Source organism: Streptomyces fulvoviolaceus, assembly GCF_000718165.1.
Classification (GTDB): domain Bacteria; phylum Actinomycetota; class Actinomycetes; order Streptomycetales; family Streptomycetaceae; genus Streptomyces; species Streptomyces fulvoviolaceus.
Genome location: NZ_JOEY01000010.1, coordinates 147283 through 163052, shown reverse-complemented (window position 1 = coordinate 163052; position 15770 = coordinate 147283). Strand labels below are relative to the sequence as shown.

Below are 15770 nucleotides of genomic sequence, written 5' to 3'. Positions count from 1 at the left end.
CTGCCCGGGACGTCACCGGCCCGGGCAGCCGGCGGGTCAGCCCCAGGCCTTGTTGAGCTGGTCGGAGTAACCCGCCAGGTAACCCGTCAGGCTCGGGTGGAAGACCTCGGACGCGTTGTTCAGGTCGTTGATCCACGGGTCGGAGCCGCACGCCCCGTGATCCTTGAACGTGTCGCGCACGTCGACGAACGTGACCGACTGCTGGCCGGCCGCGGCCTTGGTGCCCTCGGCCAGCGCGTCGGCGAAACCGTTCATGTAGGTGCGCTTGGCGGCGCTGAGGTCGATCACCGGGCAGGTCCCGGTCGAGGAGAGCGCCTGTGGGTAGCCGAGGACGATGATCTCAGCCTGCGGCGCCTTGGCCTTGATGTCCTCGTACAGCCCGGCGAGCTCGGTCACCAGCTGGTTCCTGGCGTAGTACGACATCCACGCCGTGGCCGTCCTGCAGTAACTGTCCGTCTCCAGAAGGCAGTCCTGGACCACGGTGGCGAACTGGGCGTCGTTGCCGCCCACGGTGAGGGTGACGAGGTCGGTGCCGCTGGTCACGGCGGCCAGCTGGTCGGCGCGTACGTCCGCGATGGTCGCGCCGCTGCAGGAGACGTCCTTCAGCGTGTATCCGTCGTGCGCGGCCTGCGACAGGGCGGGGTAGTTGAGCGCGCTGCGCTTGCAGTCACCGCCGGCGGTGTCGTAATGACCCGCGCCGACGCCGGATGCGTACGAATCCCCCAGAGCCACGTCTCCAGATCTCCCGCAGCCTGGGCGGGAGCACTGGCCGCCGCCGTCAGCCCGGCGAATGCCATCACGGCGGCGGCAGCGATCGACGTCAATTTACGCATGAGTTCCTTCTGGATCGAGGTGCGGAACGGGATCGTACAGCGAGCCGCTTGTCGCGCAACTCCCAGTTGTTGCACGGAAGTTGCTTGGCAATGCCCGTTCTCTGGCACTGCGAATGCGGTAGGCCGCGACCTGCGTTCGCATGAGGCCGCCGGTGAGGGCTGCCTGGCACTCTCGGGGGGCCCAAAGATGCCTCGCATCTTGAGAAGCCCCAACCTCCAAGTCCCGTACACGCACGGAGATCAGAGAGGCTCGCCACGATGACACTCCCCGTATTACCCAGGATGAAGTCGACCGCGCTGCTGTCCGCGCTCGTCCTTCTGGCCGGCGCTCCCGCCGCCTTCGCCGAGACACGCACTGCCGCGCAGCGCGGTCCCGGGGGCGAAGACATCCTTGAACTGGATGTCACCGATCTTCCCGACACCCGGGAGGGGCAGCCGGTCCTGGCCGTCAACCCCCGGAATCCCAGGAATCTGGTCTACACGGCGACGATCTTCCCGAACCATCCGGCGCTGGAACCCGTCGGGGAGTGCTTCGTCGCCTTCTCGCAGGACCGGGGAAAGACCTGGCAGAGGTCGACCTGGCCGCTGGGCGACCGCCCCCAGTGCGGCGAGCCGATCGTGACCGTCGACTCCAAGGGCGTCTTCTACCTCTCCAACAACCAGATCGGTCCCGACCCCGCGACCACCTACACCAATCACAACGTCGTCTCCCGGTCGGTCGACGGCGGTCGCACCTGGATCGGTCCGGTCGAGACGCCCCTGATGCTCGGCGGTGTACCCAAGCTCAGAGTGGATTCCGCCACCGGCAAGGTCTACGCGGTCGCCGGCGCCGAATGGGAGTACCCCAGTGCGGTCTCCGTCAGCGAGGACAGCGGCGAGACCTGGTCGGATCCCGCTGTGATCCCCGGTCCCATGCCGTGCATCGTGGTCTCCCCCGACATGCCTCCGGCCTGCGGATATCCGGGGCGTGAATTCGCCGTGCACGACGGGATCCTGGCGTCTTCGAGCCAGGACGAGACCGTGTCGTTCCACGTCACTCGCGATGACGGAAAGACCTGGGAAACCCGTCCGGTCACCGACAGCGGCGGCACCCCGATACCTGCCGGCACCGGTGCGCTCGTACCCGTACCCGCCCTGGGCGCGGCCGCGGACGCGGTGCCCTGGGTGTCGGCCGACCCGACACACAAGGGCCGCTTCGCCGTCATGGTGCCCCGGGAGTCGAATCTCGAGGTGTACGTCACCGATGACGCCGGCAGGTCCTGGACCGGCCCGGCTGTCGTCTCAGCACCCAACGCACAACGCCCCTGGATGGACTTCGGCCCGGGCGGACAGCTGGGCATCATGTGGCGCACCACCACGCTCGACGCCTTCTCCGTCGTCTCCTTCGACCATGGCCGCACGTTCAGCCGCACGCTCCAGGTCAACGAGACCACCGAGCCCGCCGGCTACCACGGGCCTCCCGGAGACCGCTGGTCGACCATCACGCTCGACAAGCGCTACGCGTACGTCACCTGGTCCGACGGCCGTAACGGCGAACTGGACGGCATCCTCGCCCGGGTCCCGCTGAGTGCTTACCGGAGGTGACGGCAGCCTTGTCGCGAGGGCTGTCCGGCCGTGGCCGGGCAGCCCTCGTCGTGTCGGGTCAGGGCCTCGGCGGGTTCGGCTGGACGAGGCCGGTCTGGTAGGCGATGACGACGAGTTGGGCCCGGTCGCGGGCGTGGAGTTTCGCCATGGCGTGGTGGATGTGGGTGCGTACGGTCAGGGGGCTGAGGTACAGCCTCTCCGCGATCTCGGCGTTGGTGAGTCCCTCGGCGGCCATGGCCATGACTTCGCGTTCGCGGTCGGTGAGATCGGCCAGGCTCTTCCGGGCCGCGGGGTGGGTGCCCGGCTGGGGGGCGGTGAGGAAGCGGGTGATGAGGTTTCGGGTGGCCTGGGGGGAGAGAAGGGCGTCGCCGCCTACGACGGTGCGGATGCCGGCGACGAGTCCCTCGGCGCCGACGTCCTTGCCCAGGAAGCCGCTGGCCCCGGCGTGCAGGGCCTTGGCGACGTGTTCCTCGGTCTCGAAGGTGGTGAGGATGAGGACGCGGGTGCCCGACAGGGCGGGGTCGGCGCAGATCGTGGCGGTGGCGGTCAGGCCGTCGGTGCCGGGCATTCGGATGTCCATGACGACGATGTCGGGGCGGTGGGCGCGGGTGAGGGCGACCGCTTCGTCGCCGTCGGCGGCTTCGCCGACCACCTCCATGTCGGGGCGGGAGTCGACGAGAATCCGGAAGGTCTCGCGCAGCAGGGCCTGGTCGTCGGCGAGCAGGACGCGGATGGTCATGGGGTGCTGTCCTCGGCGGGCGCGTAGGGGTGGAGGGGGAGTTCGGTGCTGACCTCGAAGCCGCCGGTGGGGCGGTGCCCGGCGCGGAGTTGGCCGCCGATGGACAGCGCGCGTTCGCGCATGCCGATGAGGCCGTAGCCGCTCTCGGAATCGGATGCGGTGGCGGGTCCGGTTCCGTGGTCGGTGATGGTGATGGCCAGCCGGTCGTGGGTGTAGGTGAGGTCCACTTCCGCGGTGCTGGTGTGTGCGTGCTTCGCCACGTTGGCCAGCGCCTCCTGCACGATGCGGTAGGCGGTGAGGTCCGCTCCGGGGGACAGCGGCTGCGGCAGGCCGTGGGTGGTGAGGGTGACGGTGAGTCCGGCGGCCGTGTGCGCGGCGACCAGGCCGGGGAGCTGGGCCAGGCCCGGGGCGGGCTGCAGCGAGTCCTCGGAGGCGTCGCTTCGGCGCAGGAGTCCGACGGTGGCCTTCATCTCGCGCAGGGCCGCGGCGGTCGTGTCACCGAGGGCGTTGACCATCTTCTCGGCCTGGGCCGGGTGGCTGCGGATGAGAAGAGCGGCGGTGGTGGCCTGGGCGTTGGCCAGGGCGAGGTGGTGCGCGGAGACGTCGTGGAGTTCGCGGGCGATGCGCATGCGTTCCTCGGCCACGCGGTGCCGGGCCTCCTCCTCCCGGGTCCGTTCGGCGTACTCGGCACGGGCGTGCACCGACTCCAGGTACGCCCTGCGGAAGCGGGCCGTGGAGCCCAGGGCGGCCGGCAGCAGCAGCCAGGCGACGGGGCCGATCACGTTGAGGGCCAGCGCGTCCCCGGCGGGCTCGGCGATCAGGGCGGCGCCGGCGACCAGGACCACGGCGGCGAGGGTGACGTTCCAGGTCATGGTGCGTGCGGTGTGCGCGGCCAGCGAGTACAGGGCGACCATGAGGGGCGCCAGCAGCAGAGCGGTCATCACATAGCCGGCCAGGGCCATTCCGGCGGCACACAGGACCGCGACGGCAGTCACGGGGAGGGGGCGGGTACGGCGCCACAGCAGCGCGGCGCAGGAGAGGCCGGCCAGCAGCACGCAGGGCCACCACCGGGCAGGGGCGGCCATGTCGGAGACGCCGTACATGCTGCCGGGGAAGGCCACGGCGAACAGCAGCAGGGCCACCGCGGAGTCGACCGTGCGGGGATGGTTGCGCGGGTAGTGCTGCCAGGTGGTGGTCATCGTGCTTCCTGGTGCTTCCTCTCGGATGTGCTGATCATGGTGGCCGACGGCCCGGCGGAGCGCTCGCGGGGCGGCCCCTTCAGGCTGCCACCAAGCGCTCCGCCGGATATGCGGTTCGTCTGCCGGGGGCCGGTGGGGGGCCGGTCGCGCACCCGACTTCCCCTAGGCCGCTCAGCGGACAGGGACGTCCCGTCGCTCCGCCTCGTCAGCCGTCGCGGTGTCGGTCGGTTCGGCGGTTTCGGCCGTGTCGGCCGTGTCGGCCGTGCCGACCGTGTCGCGGGTCAGGGCGTGGCCCTCGACGTCGACGTGGGGCACTATCCGCTCCAGCCAGTGGGGCATCGTCCAGGCGCGCTCGCCCAGCAGCGCGAGGACGGCGGGCACGATCGTCATCCGTACGACGAACGCGTCGAACAGCACGGCGATGGCCATACCGAACCCGATCATCTTGATCAGCGTTTCACCGACCCCGATGAACCCGGAGAACACCGAGATCATGATCACGGCGGCGGCGACCACCACTCGGGCACTGTGGCGGAAGCCGGAGACGATCGCCTGGCCCGGACGTTCTCCCTGGAGGTGGGCTTCCCGGATGCGGGTGACGAGGAAGACCTCGTAGTCCATGGCGAGGCCGAAGACGATACCGACCATGACGATCGGCATGGTGTTCATGACCGGGCCGGTCTGGTCCACACCCAGCAGGCCGGCGAGCCATCCCCACTGGAAGACGACGACGACCGCACCCAGGGCCGCGAGCACCGACAGCAGGAATCCCAGGGCCGCCTTGAGCGGAACCAGCACCGAGCGGAACACGATCAGCAGGAGCAGGAACGCCAGGCCCACCACGAGCCCGAGGTAGGGCACCAGGGCGCCCTGGACCTTCTGGTCACTGTCGATGTTGCCCGCCGTGCTCCCGCTGACCATGAACGTCGCGTCGGTGGCCTTCTCGATCGCCGGGCGGTCGCCGCGCAGGGTGTGGATCAGGTCGATGGTCCGCTCGTCGTCGGGGGCGGTGGTCGGTGTGGCGGTGAAGATCGCCGTGTCTCCCGCCTTGTTGAAGCTCGCCGCCGAGACGGACACGACCCCGTCGACGGCGCCGATCTCCCGGGCAGTCGCTTTCACGGCGGCCTTGGGGTCCTTCGCCGACTTGGCGTCCACGACGATGGTCAGCGGACCGTTGAAGCCGGGGCCGAAGCCCTTGGCCAGGTCGTCGTACGCGCGGCGCTCGGTGGTCGAGGTCGGCTTGGACTCGTCACCCGCCGTCCCCAGGTGCAACTTCGCTGCGGGCAGGGCGATCACGCCCAGGGCCGCCACCGCCACCAGCAGCACGGGCAGCGACCGGCGGACGACCAGGCCGGCCCACCGGCTGCCCATGTTCGGCCGGCCGGGAACAGGACGCGCATCGGCGCGTGCGGCCCGGCGTGCCGAGCGCGCCAGGACGGCGCGGGGAAAGACGCCGAGCATGGCCGGGATCAGGGTCACCGCGACCAGCACCGACAGGGCCACGGTGCCGGCCGCGGCCAGTCCCATCTGGGTCAGCGTCGGGATGCCCACGACCGACAGCCCGGCCAGACCGATCACGACGGTCAGGCCCGCGAACACCACCGACGACCCGGCCGTGCCCACGGCCACGCCCGCCGCGCCCTCCGGGGCGAGGCCCCGGGCGCGTTCCTCCCGGTAGCGGGAGACGATGAACATCGCGTAGTCGATTCCGACGGCCAGCCCCAGCATCAGCGCCAGCGTGCTGGTGGCGCTGGACAGTCCCAGCGCACTGCTCAGGGCGAGGATGGTCGCGGTGCCGATCCCGACACCGATGAGCGCGGTCAGCAGCGGCAGCCCGGCCGCGGCAAGCGAGGCGAACGTGATCAGCAGGACGACGGCGGCCACCACGACGCCGACCAACTCGGTCACGCCGCCCGAGGGTTGGGAGGCCAGGACGGAACCGCCGACCTCGACCGTCAGCCCCGCGTCCCGGCCCTCTTCGACGGCCTTTTCCAGCGCCTGCTTCGCGGCGTCGCTGACGTCCTTCGCCTTCACCTCGAACGTGACCGTCGCATACGCCGTCGACCCGTCCCCGCTCACCGCGTCCGCCTGGAACGGATCGGCCGCCCGGACGACCTGATCGACCTTGCCGACCCGGCCCACGACCTCACCGATGACCGACCGGTTCCGCTGGTCGGTCACCTTCTGCCCGTCGGGCGCCACGAACACGACCTTCGCGCTCGCACCCTCGGCGCTGCCGCCGACGCTCACGCCCGGGAAGCGCTGCTCGATCAGGTCGAACGCCCGCTGCGACTCCGTCCCCGGCATCGAGTAGGAGCCGTCCGGTGCGGCCGGCGCCAGGACCGACGCCGTTCCCGCGGCGACGAGCGCCACCACCCACATCAAGAGGACGCGCCGGCGCCTCCGGAAGGCCAGCCGGCCCAGTCGATCAAGAAAGACAGCCACAGGAAGGGTCTCCACATCCGAACTCGGGGAACCCTTCCAGGCTGTCCGCCCGGCCCCCGCCCGTCTTCGTGTGGCCGCCGGTACGCCGCTACTGCATGCGCAGTAGACGTGCTCACCAGCGGAGTCGGCCGGTGAGCATCGCCATGGCGAGTTCGACGCGTGAGCCGTGGCCCGTGCGGGAGAAGAGTCTCGACAGGCGTCCCTCGACGCTCTTCTCGCTGGTGCGGAGGATCTTGGCGATCTGCCTGTTGGTGAGGCCCTCGGAGACGAGTACGGCGAGCAGGCGCTCGTTCTCCGCCGCGGTCGTCTGCCGCCCCGGCACCGCCACTCCGTGCGTGCGCATGAGGGAACGCAGCCAGAACCGGGGCATCAGCGCGTCGAGTTCGCCGAGCATGGCGTACGTGTCCCGCATCATCGCCGGATCGCCCATGCCGTAGCGGATCAGGTGAGCCAGTACGGCGCTCTCCTCCAGCGGCTGCTGCCGCTGCCGGGCCAGTCGCCTTGCCGCCCGCGCGGCGCCCTGGTCGTTGTGCACGGCCGCGTGCAGGACGAGGCGGGTCATCTCGGCCCGCTCGGTGCCCAGTCTGCGGGCGACCACCTCGACCTTCGCCAGGCACTCTTCGAGGACCTCCGACCGGCCGACGTGCATCGCGGCATCGGCCACCCGCAGCCACAGCAGGTCGGTCCCCGCCACCACACCGTCCGACTCGGCGCGACGCACGGCCGCCCGCAGCAGCGACCGCGCCTGTTCGGCATCTCCGTGGACCAGGTCGCACAACGCCTGTGCGGAATCGAGCAGATGAGGCAGCATCGGCTGCCTGGCCCGGGCCAGCGCGAGGAGTTCGCTCGCGCGCGTGAGCCTGCCGCCGCACACCAGCTGGACCGCCGCGTGGTGGTACATCGCGCTCTGGACGGCGTCGCAGGTGTGCACGCCGGTGACGGCACTCCTGCGCGCCAGGTCCATCGCCTCCCGCGGACGCCCCCGGTGGAGTGCGATGAGCATCCGGCTGGGCAGGCCCAGTTGCCCGGGACTTCGCCCCGTGTCGGCGAGGAGTTGTTCGGCTCGGCGGATCTCACCCAGCGTCAGCAGCTCGCCGACCCGCGAGTGCACCTCGGCGGCCGTCGCCTCTCCCGCACGGTGACGGGCGGGCAGGGTGGCCCTGCTGCGGTCCGTCCCGTCCGCGACGCCCAGCCACAACTCCGCGGTGGCGGCCAGGAATTCGGCCTTCCACTCGACCAGCCCGCTCCTGTCGTCCCGCCGGACCGCCGCCAGCACCTCACGGACCTCACGCCAGCGGCCGAGCAGCAACAGGGCGCACCCGCGGGTGAGGGCACGCTCCAACGGCCCGGCCGGGCCGTGGTGCTGAAGCGTGCCGTCGGCCGCGATCTTTTCGAGGGCGGTGAGTTCGCCGGCCCGGTACAGGGCGGCCATGTGCGCGAAGCAGACGTCGAGCAACTGGTGCGGGCGCAGGTGATCGCGGTGGGCCCGCAGTACGAGCCGCAAGGAGTGCAGACCCTCCTCGGCCCTGCCCTGCGCCAGACAGATCTGGGCGTGCTCCAGCAGCAGGCGGGGCCGCTCCACCGGGTCCGTGGTCAGATCGGCGGCCACTCGCAGCCACCGTACGGCGCGGTGGTCGTCGTACGCGTCGCCGCCCTGGTGCGCCAACCGCTCGGCGGCGGCCCGCAGTTCGGTCCTCGCGCGCTCGGGGTCCACCAGCCGCCCCGCGGCCGCGAGCTGCTCGGGAAGGTAGGAGGGATCGGCGCAGCGCGCGGTGCCCTGCCACAGCGCGGACACGGCGATCCGGGCCAGGCTCCGCCGCTCGTAGGGGCCGAGCGACACCCCGACGGCGGCCCCGGCCAGCGGCAGCCGGTACACCCAGGCGGAGTCCGACCGGCGATAGCGCAGTACGCCCGCGTCCGCCAGCCGCGCGAGCAGGTCCCGGGCTTCCCGCTCGGTGACGGAGAGGGTCTCGGCCGTGAGCCGTGGCACGGCCTCGCCGAGCGGGCCGAGGACGGCCACCGCCTTGGCGGCCTCCCAGACCGGGCCGTCCGACTCCCGGACGGGCAGCACCAGTTCGCCGATGCCGGACGGACAGCGTCCGGAGCCGCCGCTCACTAGTTGGGCGTGCCGGTCGACCACCCTCACGTGGCCCTGGTCCCGGGCGGTCCGGAGCACCGCGCGGGCCGCGGCGGGCCAGCCCCGGGTGAGGCTCCACAGCCAGTCGACCAGCGCCGGCTCGGCCCTGGCCTCCATCTCGGCGGTGATCACGGCGCCGAGCCGGCGCGGCGACAGCGGGCGCAGGTTCACGTGGTGGACCAGACCGTCCTGCCGCAGCCGGTCGAACACCTCGGTGAACGCGGCGCGGGACGCCCGGGGCACGGGCAGCGTGACGGTGCACACGCAGCGCGTGTCCGTCCCGTCCAGCTGCCGAATCACGTCCTCCAGCAGGAACAGTTCGTCCGGGGACAGGTGCTGGAGATGCCTGAGCACCAGGACCGTCGGCCGTTTCTCGCGGGCACCGGCGCCCGCGCGTCGGAACAACCTGTCGAGCACGGGAATTTTGCGTGAAGAATCACCGAAGGAAATGCGCACCGTTTCCGGGGGCGCGCCGATGGCCTCCTCCCGGAAACTCCTGTCGGATGACGACAATTCATCGAGAACGGCCCCGAGTTCGATGGCGGAAGGACCGCTCACCACGACGAGTTTCGGGGATCCGGCCGTGTGGACCGCTGTCAGCGTTTCGACGGCGACGCGTTCGTAAGGCGGGAGGCTATGCCCTGTGTGCATGAATCCTCGCTGGGTCACGGGGTCAACCAGATGCTAACCGGCCGCGTCCTTGTGCAGCGAGGAGCGAAGGGAAGGGGGCCGAGCCGTGTACGGCAGAGAGGCCGAACTGTCGGCCGTCGACGAGGTGTCCGGGCGCGCGGTGCTGCTCCTCGTCCGCGGACAGTCCGGTATGGGGAAAACAACCCTGCTGAAGGAAGTCCACCGCACCTGGCGCACCCGCTGCCCCAGGATCGTACGGATTCGCTGTTCCGCCGCCATTCCACGGTGGGACCTGTTCGGCGCGTGTGCGGTGCTGAAAGCGTTCCGGAATTCCTTTCCCGACCTCGGGGATTCCCCGCCGGCCGACGCGATGGCCGCGGTGAACCGGCTGTGCCGACCGGAGAGTTACGGCTCGGCCCGCGCGCGAGCCGCCCTCTTCACCGAACTGGTACGGCTTTTCGCACACCTCGGCGGGAGCGCTCCCGGCACCGTGCTGATCGACGACGTGCACGCCGCCCCCGATCCCGCGCTGATGGTGGCCGCCGCCCAGCGCGTCGGCTGCACGGTCGTGGCGACGTATCGCGAGGACGGGTGGGGCAGCGGGCGGACCGGTTGGGGATCGGGGTCGGGGTCGGGGTCGAGTTCGGGACCAGGGTCGGGGCCGGGTCCGAGTCCGGGTTCGGGTTCGGGTTCGCTGAGCAGCTTCGCGGATCGCGTCGTCGACCTCGGCCCCCTGCCGGACCACTGGATCGACGCCCTGCTGGCCGACGCCGCGCGCGAGCCGCTGGACGAGGCCGTGGCACCCGCGCTGCGCGCCGCGCTTGGCCCGCCGGCCGGAAACCCGGGCACTGTTCTCGACACCTTCGAGGCGATGCTCCGCGAAGGCGGCCTCGTACGGTTCCAGGGCCACCTGTGCCTGAGCGACCCCGCGACCGAGCCGGCACTGCCCGTCGGCCACGCCCTGGTGCGGAGGGTCGCGGAGTGCGGTGACACCGGCAGGCAGCTGCTCGCGCTGACCGCCTCGGCGGGCCGCCTCGCCATGGACGACCTCCCGGACTTCGCGGCGGCCACCGGCCACGAACTCGCCGCCTGCGGCCGCATCGTGGACCGCCTCGTCGCCGTCGGTGCGCTGGTCTGCGACGACTACGGCGTCCTGCGCATCCACTGCCCCGCGCTGGTCCCCGCCGTACTGCCCGGCACGGGCCGGGACGAGGCGGCCGAGGTGCACCGCGCGCTCGCCGAACACCTGCTGCGCGGCGACCGCACACCGTCGCCGGACCCGATGGCCGCGGCCGAGCACATCGCGCTCGCCGGCTCCGCGCTGCCGGCCACGCCCTCCCTCGTACCGCTCCTGGAACGCGAGGCCGCACGGGCGCTCCCGACGTGCCCCACCACGGCCGCCCGCTGGTACCGCGCCGCCCTGCGGCACTGCGAGCCCGGTGACCCGCCCCACTCACGCGCCCTGGCCGCCCTGCTGCCGCTGCTGGTGCGGACGGGGGACTACGAGGGGCTCGCCGAGGCTGTGGCGGAGGGGGTGCGCGAGGAAGGGGTACGCGCCGAAGGGCCCGGTGCCAGCGGCGACGATCGGCCGCGGACGCAGGAACTCGCGGCGTACGCGGCGCGCGCCGAAGGGCCGTATGCCGGCGGTGACGGTCGGCCGCGGGCGCAGGAACTGGCGGCGTACGCGGCGCTGGCTGCCGTGCACACCGGGCGTCCGGTGCCGGGCCCGGTGTGCGAGGCTCTGGCCGGTGAAACAGTGGGGGGCGCGCTGGAGTTCGCCGCCCGCTGGTTCACCGGACGGGAACCGCTCCGGGCGGGCGAGGTCGAGTCCGCCTTCAGGTGTCTCCGCGTCCGCGGCTCTTCCGCGGGCGGTTCCCCCGACGGCGACCGCTTCGATCCGGTGGCGCTCTTCCGGCAGGTGCTCGGGGCCGCGGACTACGGCGAACCCGTCACCGGCCCGCTGGCGGCCCACGCCCGCATCATGCGGGACTACCGGGACGGGAACTGGGCCGGCATCCCGTCCGAGGCCCGCGCACTCGAACTCGCGGGCCCGCCCCACACCCCCGTCCACCACGCCGTCCGCCTGGTCGCCGCGGAGGTGCACTCGACCATGGGCGACTTCGAGCGGAGCGCCGCATGGCTGGAACTGGCCGGGGACGACTGCCCGTTCCCCGCACTGCGCGTCTGGGCCGCCATGGGCCTCGCCTACCGGACCGGGGACGGGGAGCGCTGCCGGGAACTGGGCCGGGCCTTCTGCGAAGAGCCGATGGAACAGGCCGGCGAGGGAAGCGCGGTGGGCGTCGGCCGGCTGCTCGTCCGGCTCGCGTTCGCCCAGTGGGGGCAGGGCGGTCGCCAGGTGCTGTTGCCCCAGCTGCGTGAGCGGTCGGAACAGTGGTACGCCCGACTGGGCGGAACGGGGCTGCGGGCGGCCACGCTCATCATCCGCGCCTTCGCCGAACGCGACGTCGCCAGCGCGCACACAGCCGTGGACGTCCTGCGCGAGCACGGCGGGCGGAGCGATCTGCTGCGGGCGTGCATGACCGTCGCGTTGCTGGCCGAAGACCCGCTCCCCTGGCACCAGGAGGCCTACGGCATCGCCCGGAGCCTCGGCGACAGCCTCCATCGGACGGCGATCACGGAGTCGATGCGGGCGACCGGTGTGACCCTGACGACCCGCGACGACAGGGGTGGCAAGTACCCCGCCGCCCTCTCCGGCCTGGAAGGGCGCATCACCGCCCTGGTGGGGCGGGGCCTGACCAACCGGCAGATCGCGCGGGAACTCCAGGTGAGTGAGAAGACCGTCGAGAACAACCTCACCCAGGTGTTCGCGAAGACCGGCTGCCGCTCACGGCTGGACCTGGCCCTGGCCGCGATGGAAGGCCGACTCGCGGGGCTCCTCCCGCGTTCGTGAGGGATTCCCCCCGGGAAGCGGCCGTGCCCTCGGACCAAGTGGACTACTCCACCAGGATGTCCGCAGAGGCGCCCCTCCGCCTCACAGCACGTCCACAGCACACCAGCACGGAGGTACGGCACGACCCCCCACTCAGCGCCGAACGAGCCGTAGCGGCTCACCCTCGGACTGAATCGGCCCCGGCGCGACGTCCACGACGCCGGCGACCAGCCCGTCGACGTCAGCGTCATCGCCGTCGTCGACTCGATGGCTCGCGGACCTGATCCGCCCATCGACCAACCTCTGCACACTCTTCGACCCGCCGGGGAGTTCACCCCCGGAGCGGAGCTCTGCCCTGCTTCCGGTGACGTACGGCTCCTCGCGCGGACCAACCCCCCTCATCCCCCACACCCCCGGGGCGCCCCGCCCCTCAGAAAGGAAGATCATGAAGGACCGGGCCAAGGTCGCGGACCTGCTCGTCGCGTCGGATCTCCAGGTGCAGTCCTCGGAGACCGCGTGGAAGCACGTCAGGGCCGAGTACGTCGACATCATCGACGACATCCTGGCGACGCTGGCACCGAGCGGCCCCTACGCGTACACCGTCAGCCCCTCCATCGAGGAGGGCAAGGAGCTCCCGACCCAGCGCATCGTCACCACGTTCGACGAGATCGCGGCGTCCTACCGCGGCATGCACCGGTACGCCGCCGTGGTCGCGATCCGTCCTGTCGCGGAGATCAACGGCTCCTGGTACACCTTCGTCAGCGGCCGCGGGCGCGGGCGCGAGAAGGCGACCGGTGCGGAGAGCGAGCGGCCGGTCGTCGTGATCTTCCCGACGATGGGCTCCGAGGGCATCACCGGGGAGCTGTTCTGGGGCAAGACCCAGCAGGACAGCATGCCGGGAGACGAGGCCGACGGGTTCCTGGCCAGCCGGTACGCCGTGGCCGGAGTGCACGCGACCCTGCTCGACGCGTACCGCAAGGGCGACATCGACACGATCGTCGAGAAGGCCCACCCCGAGATCCAGGGCGGCGTGCGGGACTACGTGTCGCATTCCGGGACCCTGCCCGAGATGCACACCAAGGACGACCTGCGGGCCCGCCTCGACGCCTTCTACGAGGAGTACTCCGTCCGCTCGATCGACGTCGTCCACCAGCACTTCGACGACTGGTTCTTCTTCCACGAGCTGCGGTGGACGGTCGAGGCGCGGCGCGGCCCCAACGCCGGAAAGAGCTTCCGCCACCACACCGCCGAGTACGCCGAGGTGTCGGCCGCCGGACTCGTCGTCGCGCACATCGGCCACGGCACGGACCAGATCCAGCTCGGCTGAGTCGGCCTCCGGACCGTAGCGACCAACCCCCTGAGACCGGGGGCGCCTTGAGCGGAGGCGCCCCCCGCCGCGCCGCATCCCGTGGGGACGGGGAACGGCGCTCCCTTCGGCCCGGTGGCCGGACGACTCCCCGTCCCGCCACCGGGCCCGAGGCGGACACAGCCGGCCGAACAGGAGCCCCCACCATGAGCAACGGTCTTCACGAGCGCAGCGTCGTCGTCACCGGCGCCGGGTCCGACGTCGGCCGGGCCACGGCCGTACGGTTCGCCCGCGAGGGGGCGTACGTACTGGTCGCGGACCTGAGACGGGCGGGTGCCGACGAGACCGTCAAGGCCGTCGCGGACGTGGGCGGCACCGCTCTCGCGGTCGTCGGCGACCTCAGCGACCAGCAGGTCGTGGACCAGGTCGTCGACACCGCCGTGGAAGTCTTCGGGGGCGTGGACGTCCTCGTGCACAACGCCGCGATCATGGACCGGATGTCGGTCGTCAGCGAGACCGGCGACGCCGAGTGGTACCGCGTCCTCGAGGTCAATCTGACGGCACCGTTCCTGCTGACCCGCGCCGTACTGCCGCACATGATGGCCGAGGGGCGCGGCTCGATCGTCTTCACCGCGGTCGGGGCCGGACCGCGCGGCAGCATCGGCGGGGCCGCCTCGACCGCCTCCCGGCACGGCGTCCTCGGCCTGGTGAGGTCACTCGCCGCGACCTACCCCGGCGTCGGCATCCGTACCAACGCCATCGCCCCCGCCCGGGTCGCCACCGCCGTGGAGCAGGCCGCGGCCATCGTGTTCCTCGCCTCCGACGCGGCCGCCCACCTCAACGGCACCGTCCTGCCCGTCGACGAGGGCTGGTCCGCGGCCTGACGCACCAACTCCCGCAGTCCTCCAGAAACTTCGTAATTCGGAAAGAGAGTCTTTTCCATGGCCACGATGAAGTCCGTCCAGACCGGTGGCGTCGGCAAGGTCGACGTGGTGGACGTCGAGCTGCCCGCGCCGGGACCGAAGGACGTCCTGGTGAAGATCCGCTCCTGCGGCATCTGCGGCACCGACGTCACCTTCCTGCACATGGGCGGCATGCCGGCCCGCGCCCACGCGGGCGGCGAACTGGTTCCGGTGGCCCTGGGCCACGAGCCGGCCGGCGAGATCGTCGAAGTGGGCGCCGACATCGCCGACTTGAAGGTCGGCGACCGTGTGGTCGTCAACCCGCAGGACGCCCCGACCGGGATCATCGGCTGTGGCGGGAAGTTCGGCGGCATGAGCGAGTACCTGCTCGTCGAGGACGCCGTCGTGGGCAGAAGCGTCGCGGTGTTTCCGGACACCGTGCCCTTCGACGTCGCCGCGCTGAACGAGCCGATGGCGGTCGCCCGGCACTGCGTCAACCGCTCCGAGGCCAAGCCCGACGACAAGGTCGTGGTGTTCGGTGCCGGGCCCATCGGCCTGGGCGCCGCGATCTGGCTCAAGCTGCGCGGGGTCGAGCACGTCGTGGTCGTCGACATCATCCCCGAGCGCCTGGAGACCGCCCTCGCCGTCGGCGCCGACGCCGTCATCAACTCGGCGAAGGAGAACGTCACGGAGCGCCTCACCGAACTGCACGGCCAGGCCGCCAACGCGCTCGGCCAGCCCCGCGCCGGTACCGACATCTACATCGACGCCGCCGGCGCCCCCGCCGTCTTCCAGGCCGCCGTGGACTCCGCGAAGTGGAAGGCCAAGCTGGTCATGGTCGCCGTACAGAAGAAGGGCTCGGACATCGACCTGGGCGGCATGCTCCGCAGCGAACTGACCCTCATCGCCTCGCAGGGCTACCCCACGGAGATCTTCGAGGTGACCCCGGAGATCGTGGAACACCACGAGCGCTTCGCCGAACTCATCAGCCACCGCGTGCCGTTCGCCGAGGCCGGCCACGCCTTCGAGCTCGCGCTGACGCCGGGCGCCGCGGAGAAGGTCGTCGTCACCTTCGACGAGTAGTCGAGCACGGCGGGAGACGTCA

The 15770-nt window shown here is 71.5% G+C and carries 10 protein-coding genes; 5 read left to right on the top strand and 5 right to left on the bottom strand.

What is annotated here, in order from left to right; genetic code table 11:
- Positions 1–36: 36 nt before the first annotated feature.
- Positions 37–732 (bottom strand): SGNH/GDSL hydrolase family protein, encoded by a 696-nt coding sequence (locus tag IG08_RS54125; protein WP_234342863.1) that lies wholly within the window; start codon positions 730–732, stop codon positions 37–39.
- Between the two features lie 383 nt (positions 733–1115).
- Between IG08_RS54125 and IG08_RS0112915 the strand changes: the two genes are divergently transcribed.
- Positions 1116–2417, top strand: a complete 1302-nt coding sequence (locus tag IG08_RS0112915) for a sialidase family protein (RefSeq protein WP_030600275.1) — start codon at positions 1116–1118, stop codon at positions 2415–2417.
- A 58-nt stretch (positions 2418–2475) separates the two neighbouring features.
- Here IG08_RS0112915 and IG08_RS0112910 read toward each other — a convergent pair whose 3' ends face one another.
- The 4 genes from IG08_RS0112910 to IG08_RS0112895 all read right to left on the bottom strand — a co-directional run bounded on the left by IG08_RS0112910 (position 2476) and on the right by IG08_RS0112895 (position 9354).
- Positions 2476–3156, bottom strand: coding sequence for a response regulator transcription factor (locus tag IG08_RS0112910; RefSeq protein WP_030600272.1), 681 nt, complete (start codon positions 3154–3156; stop codon positions 2476–2478).
- On the bottom strand, positions 3153–4355 hold the full coding sequence (locus tag IG08_RS0112905) for a sensor histidine kinase (RefSeq protein WP_030600270.1): 1203 nt from the start codon (positions 4353–4355) through the stop codon (positions 3153–3155). The genes IG08_RS0112910 and IG08_RS0112905 overlap by 4 nt, the downstream gene beginning before the upstream one ends.
- Positions 4356–4526: 171 nt before the next feature.
- Positions 4527–6800, bottom strand: a complete 2274-nt coding sequence (locus IG08_RS0112900) for an MMPL family transporter (RefSeq protein ID WP_043454090.1) — start codon at positions 6798–6800, stop codon at positions 4527–4529.
- Positions 6801–6912: 112 nt separating this feature from the next.
- Positions 6913–9354 carry a LuxR C-terminal-related transcriptional regulator gene (locus IG08_RS0112895; protein WP_030600266.1) on the bottom strand — a complete coding sequence of 814 codons (2442 nt, stop codon included), beginning with the start codon at positions 9352–9354 and terminating at the stop codon, positions 6913–6915.
- Positions 9355–9673: 319 nt separating this feature from the next.
- Between IG08_RS0112895 and IG08_RS0112890 the strand changes: the two genes are divergently transcribed.
- The 4 genes from IG08_RS0112890 to IG08_RS0112870 all read left to right on the top strand — a co-directional run bounded on the left by IG08_RS0112890 (position 9674) and on the right by IG08_RS0112870 (position 15748).
- Positions 9674–12478, top strand: coding sequence for a helix-turn-helix transcriptional regulator (locus tag IG08_RS0112890; protein WP_030600265.1), 2805 nt, complete (start codon positions 9674–9676; stop codon positions 12476–12478).
- A gap of 424 nt (positions 12479–12902) precedes the next feature.
- Entirely contained in the window at positions 12903–13784 is an 882-nt protein-coding gene (locus tag IG08_RS0112880) for a hypothetical protein (RefSeq protein WP_030600261.1), read from the top strand.
- 185 nt (positions 13785–13969) lie between these two features.
- Complete coding sequence (locus IG08_RS0112875; protein ID WP_030600259.1) at positions 13970–14647, top strand: SDR family NAD(P)-dependent oxidoreductase; 678 nt, start codon at positions 13970–13972, stop codon at positions 14645–14647.
- 57 nt (positions 14648–14704) lie between these two features.
- Positions 14705–15748 (top strand): zinc-dependent alcohol dehydrogenase, encoded by a 1044-nt coding sequence (locus IG08_RS0112870; RefSeq protein WP_043454087.1) that lies wholly within the window; start codon positions 14705–14707, stop codon positions 15746–15748.
- Positions 15749–15770: the final 22 nt, after the last annotated feature.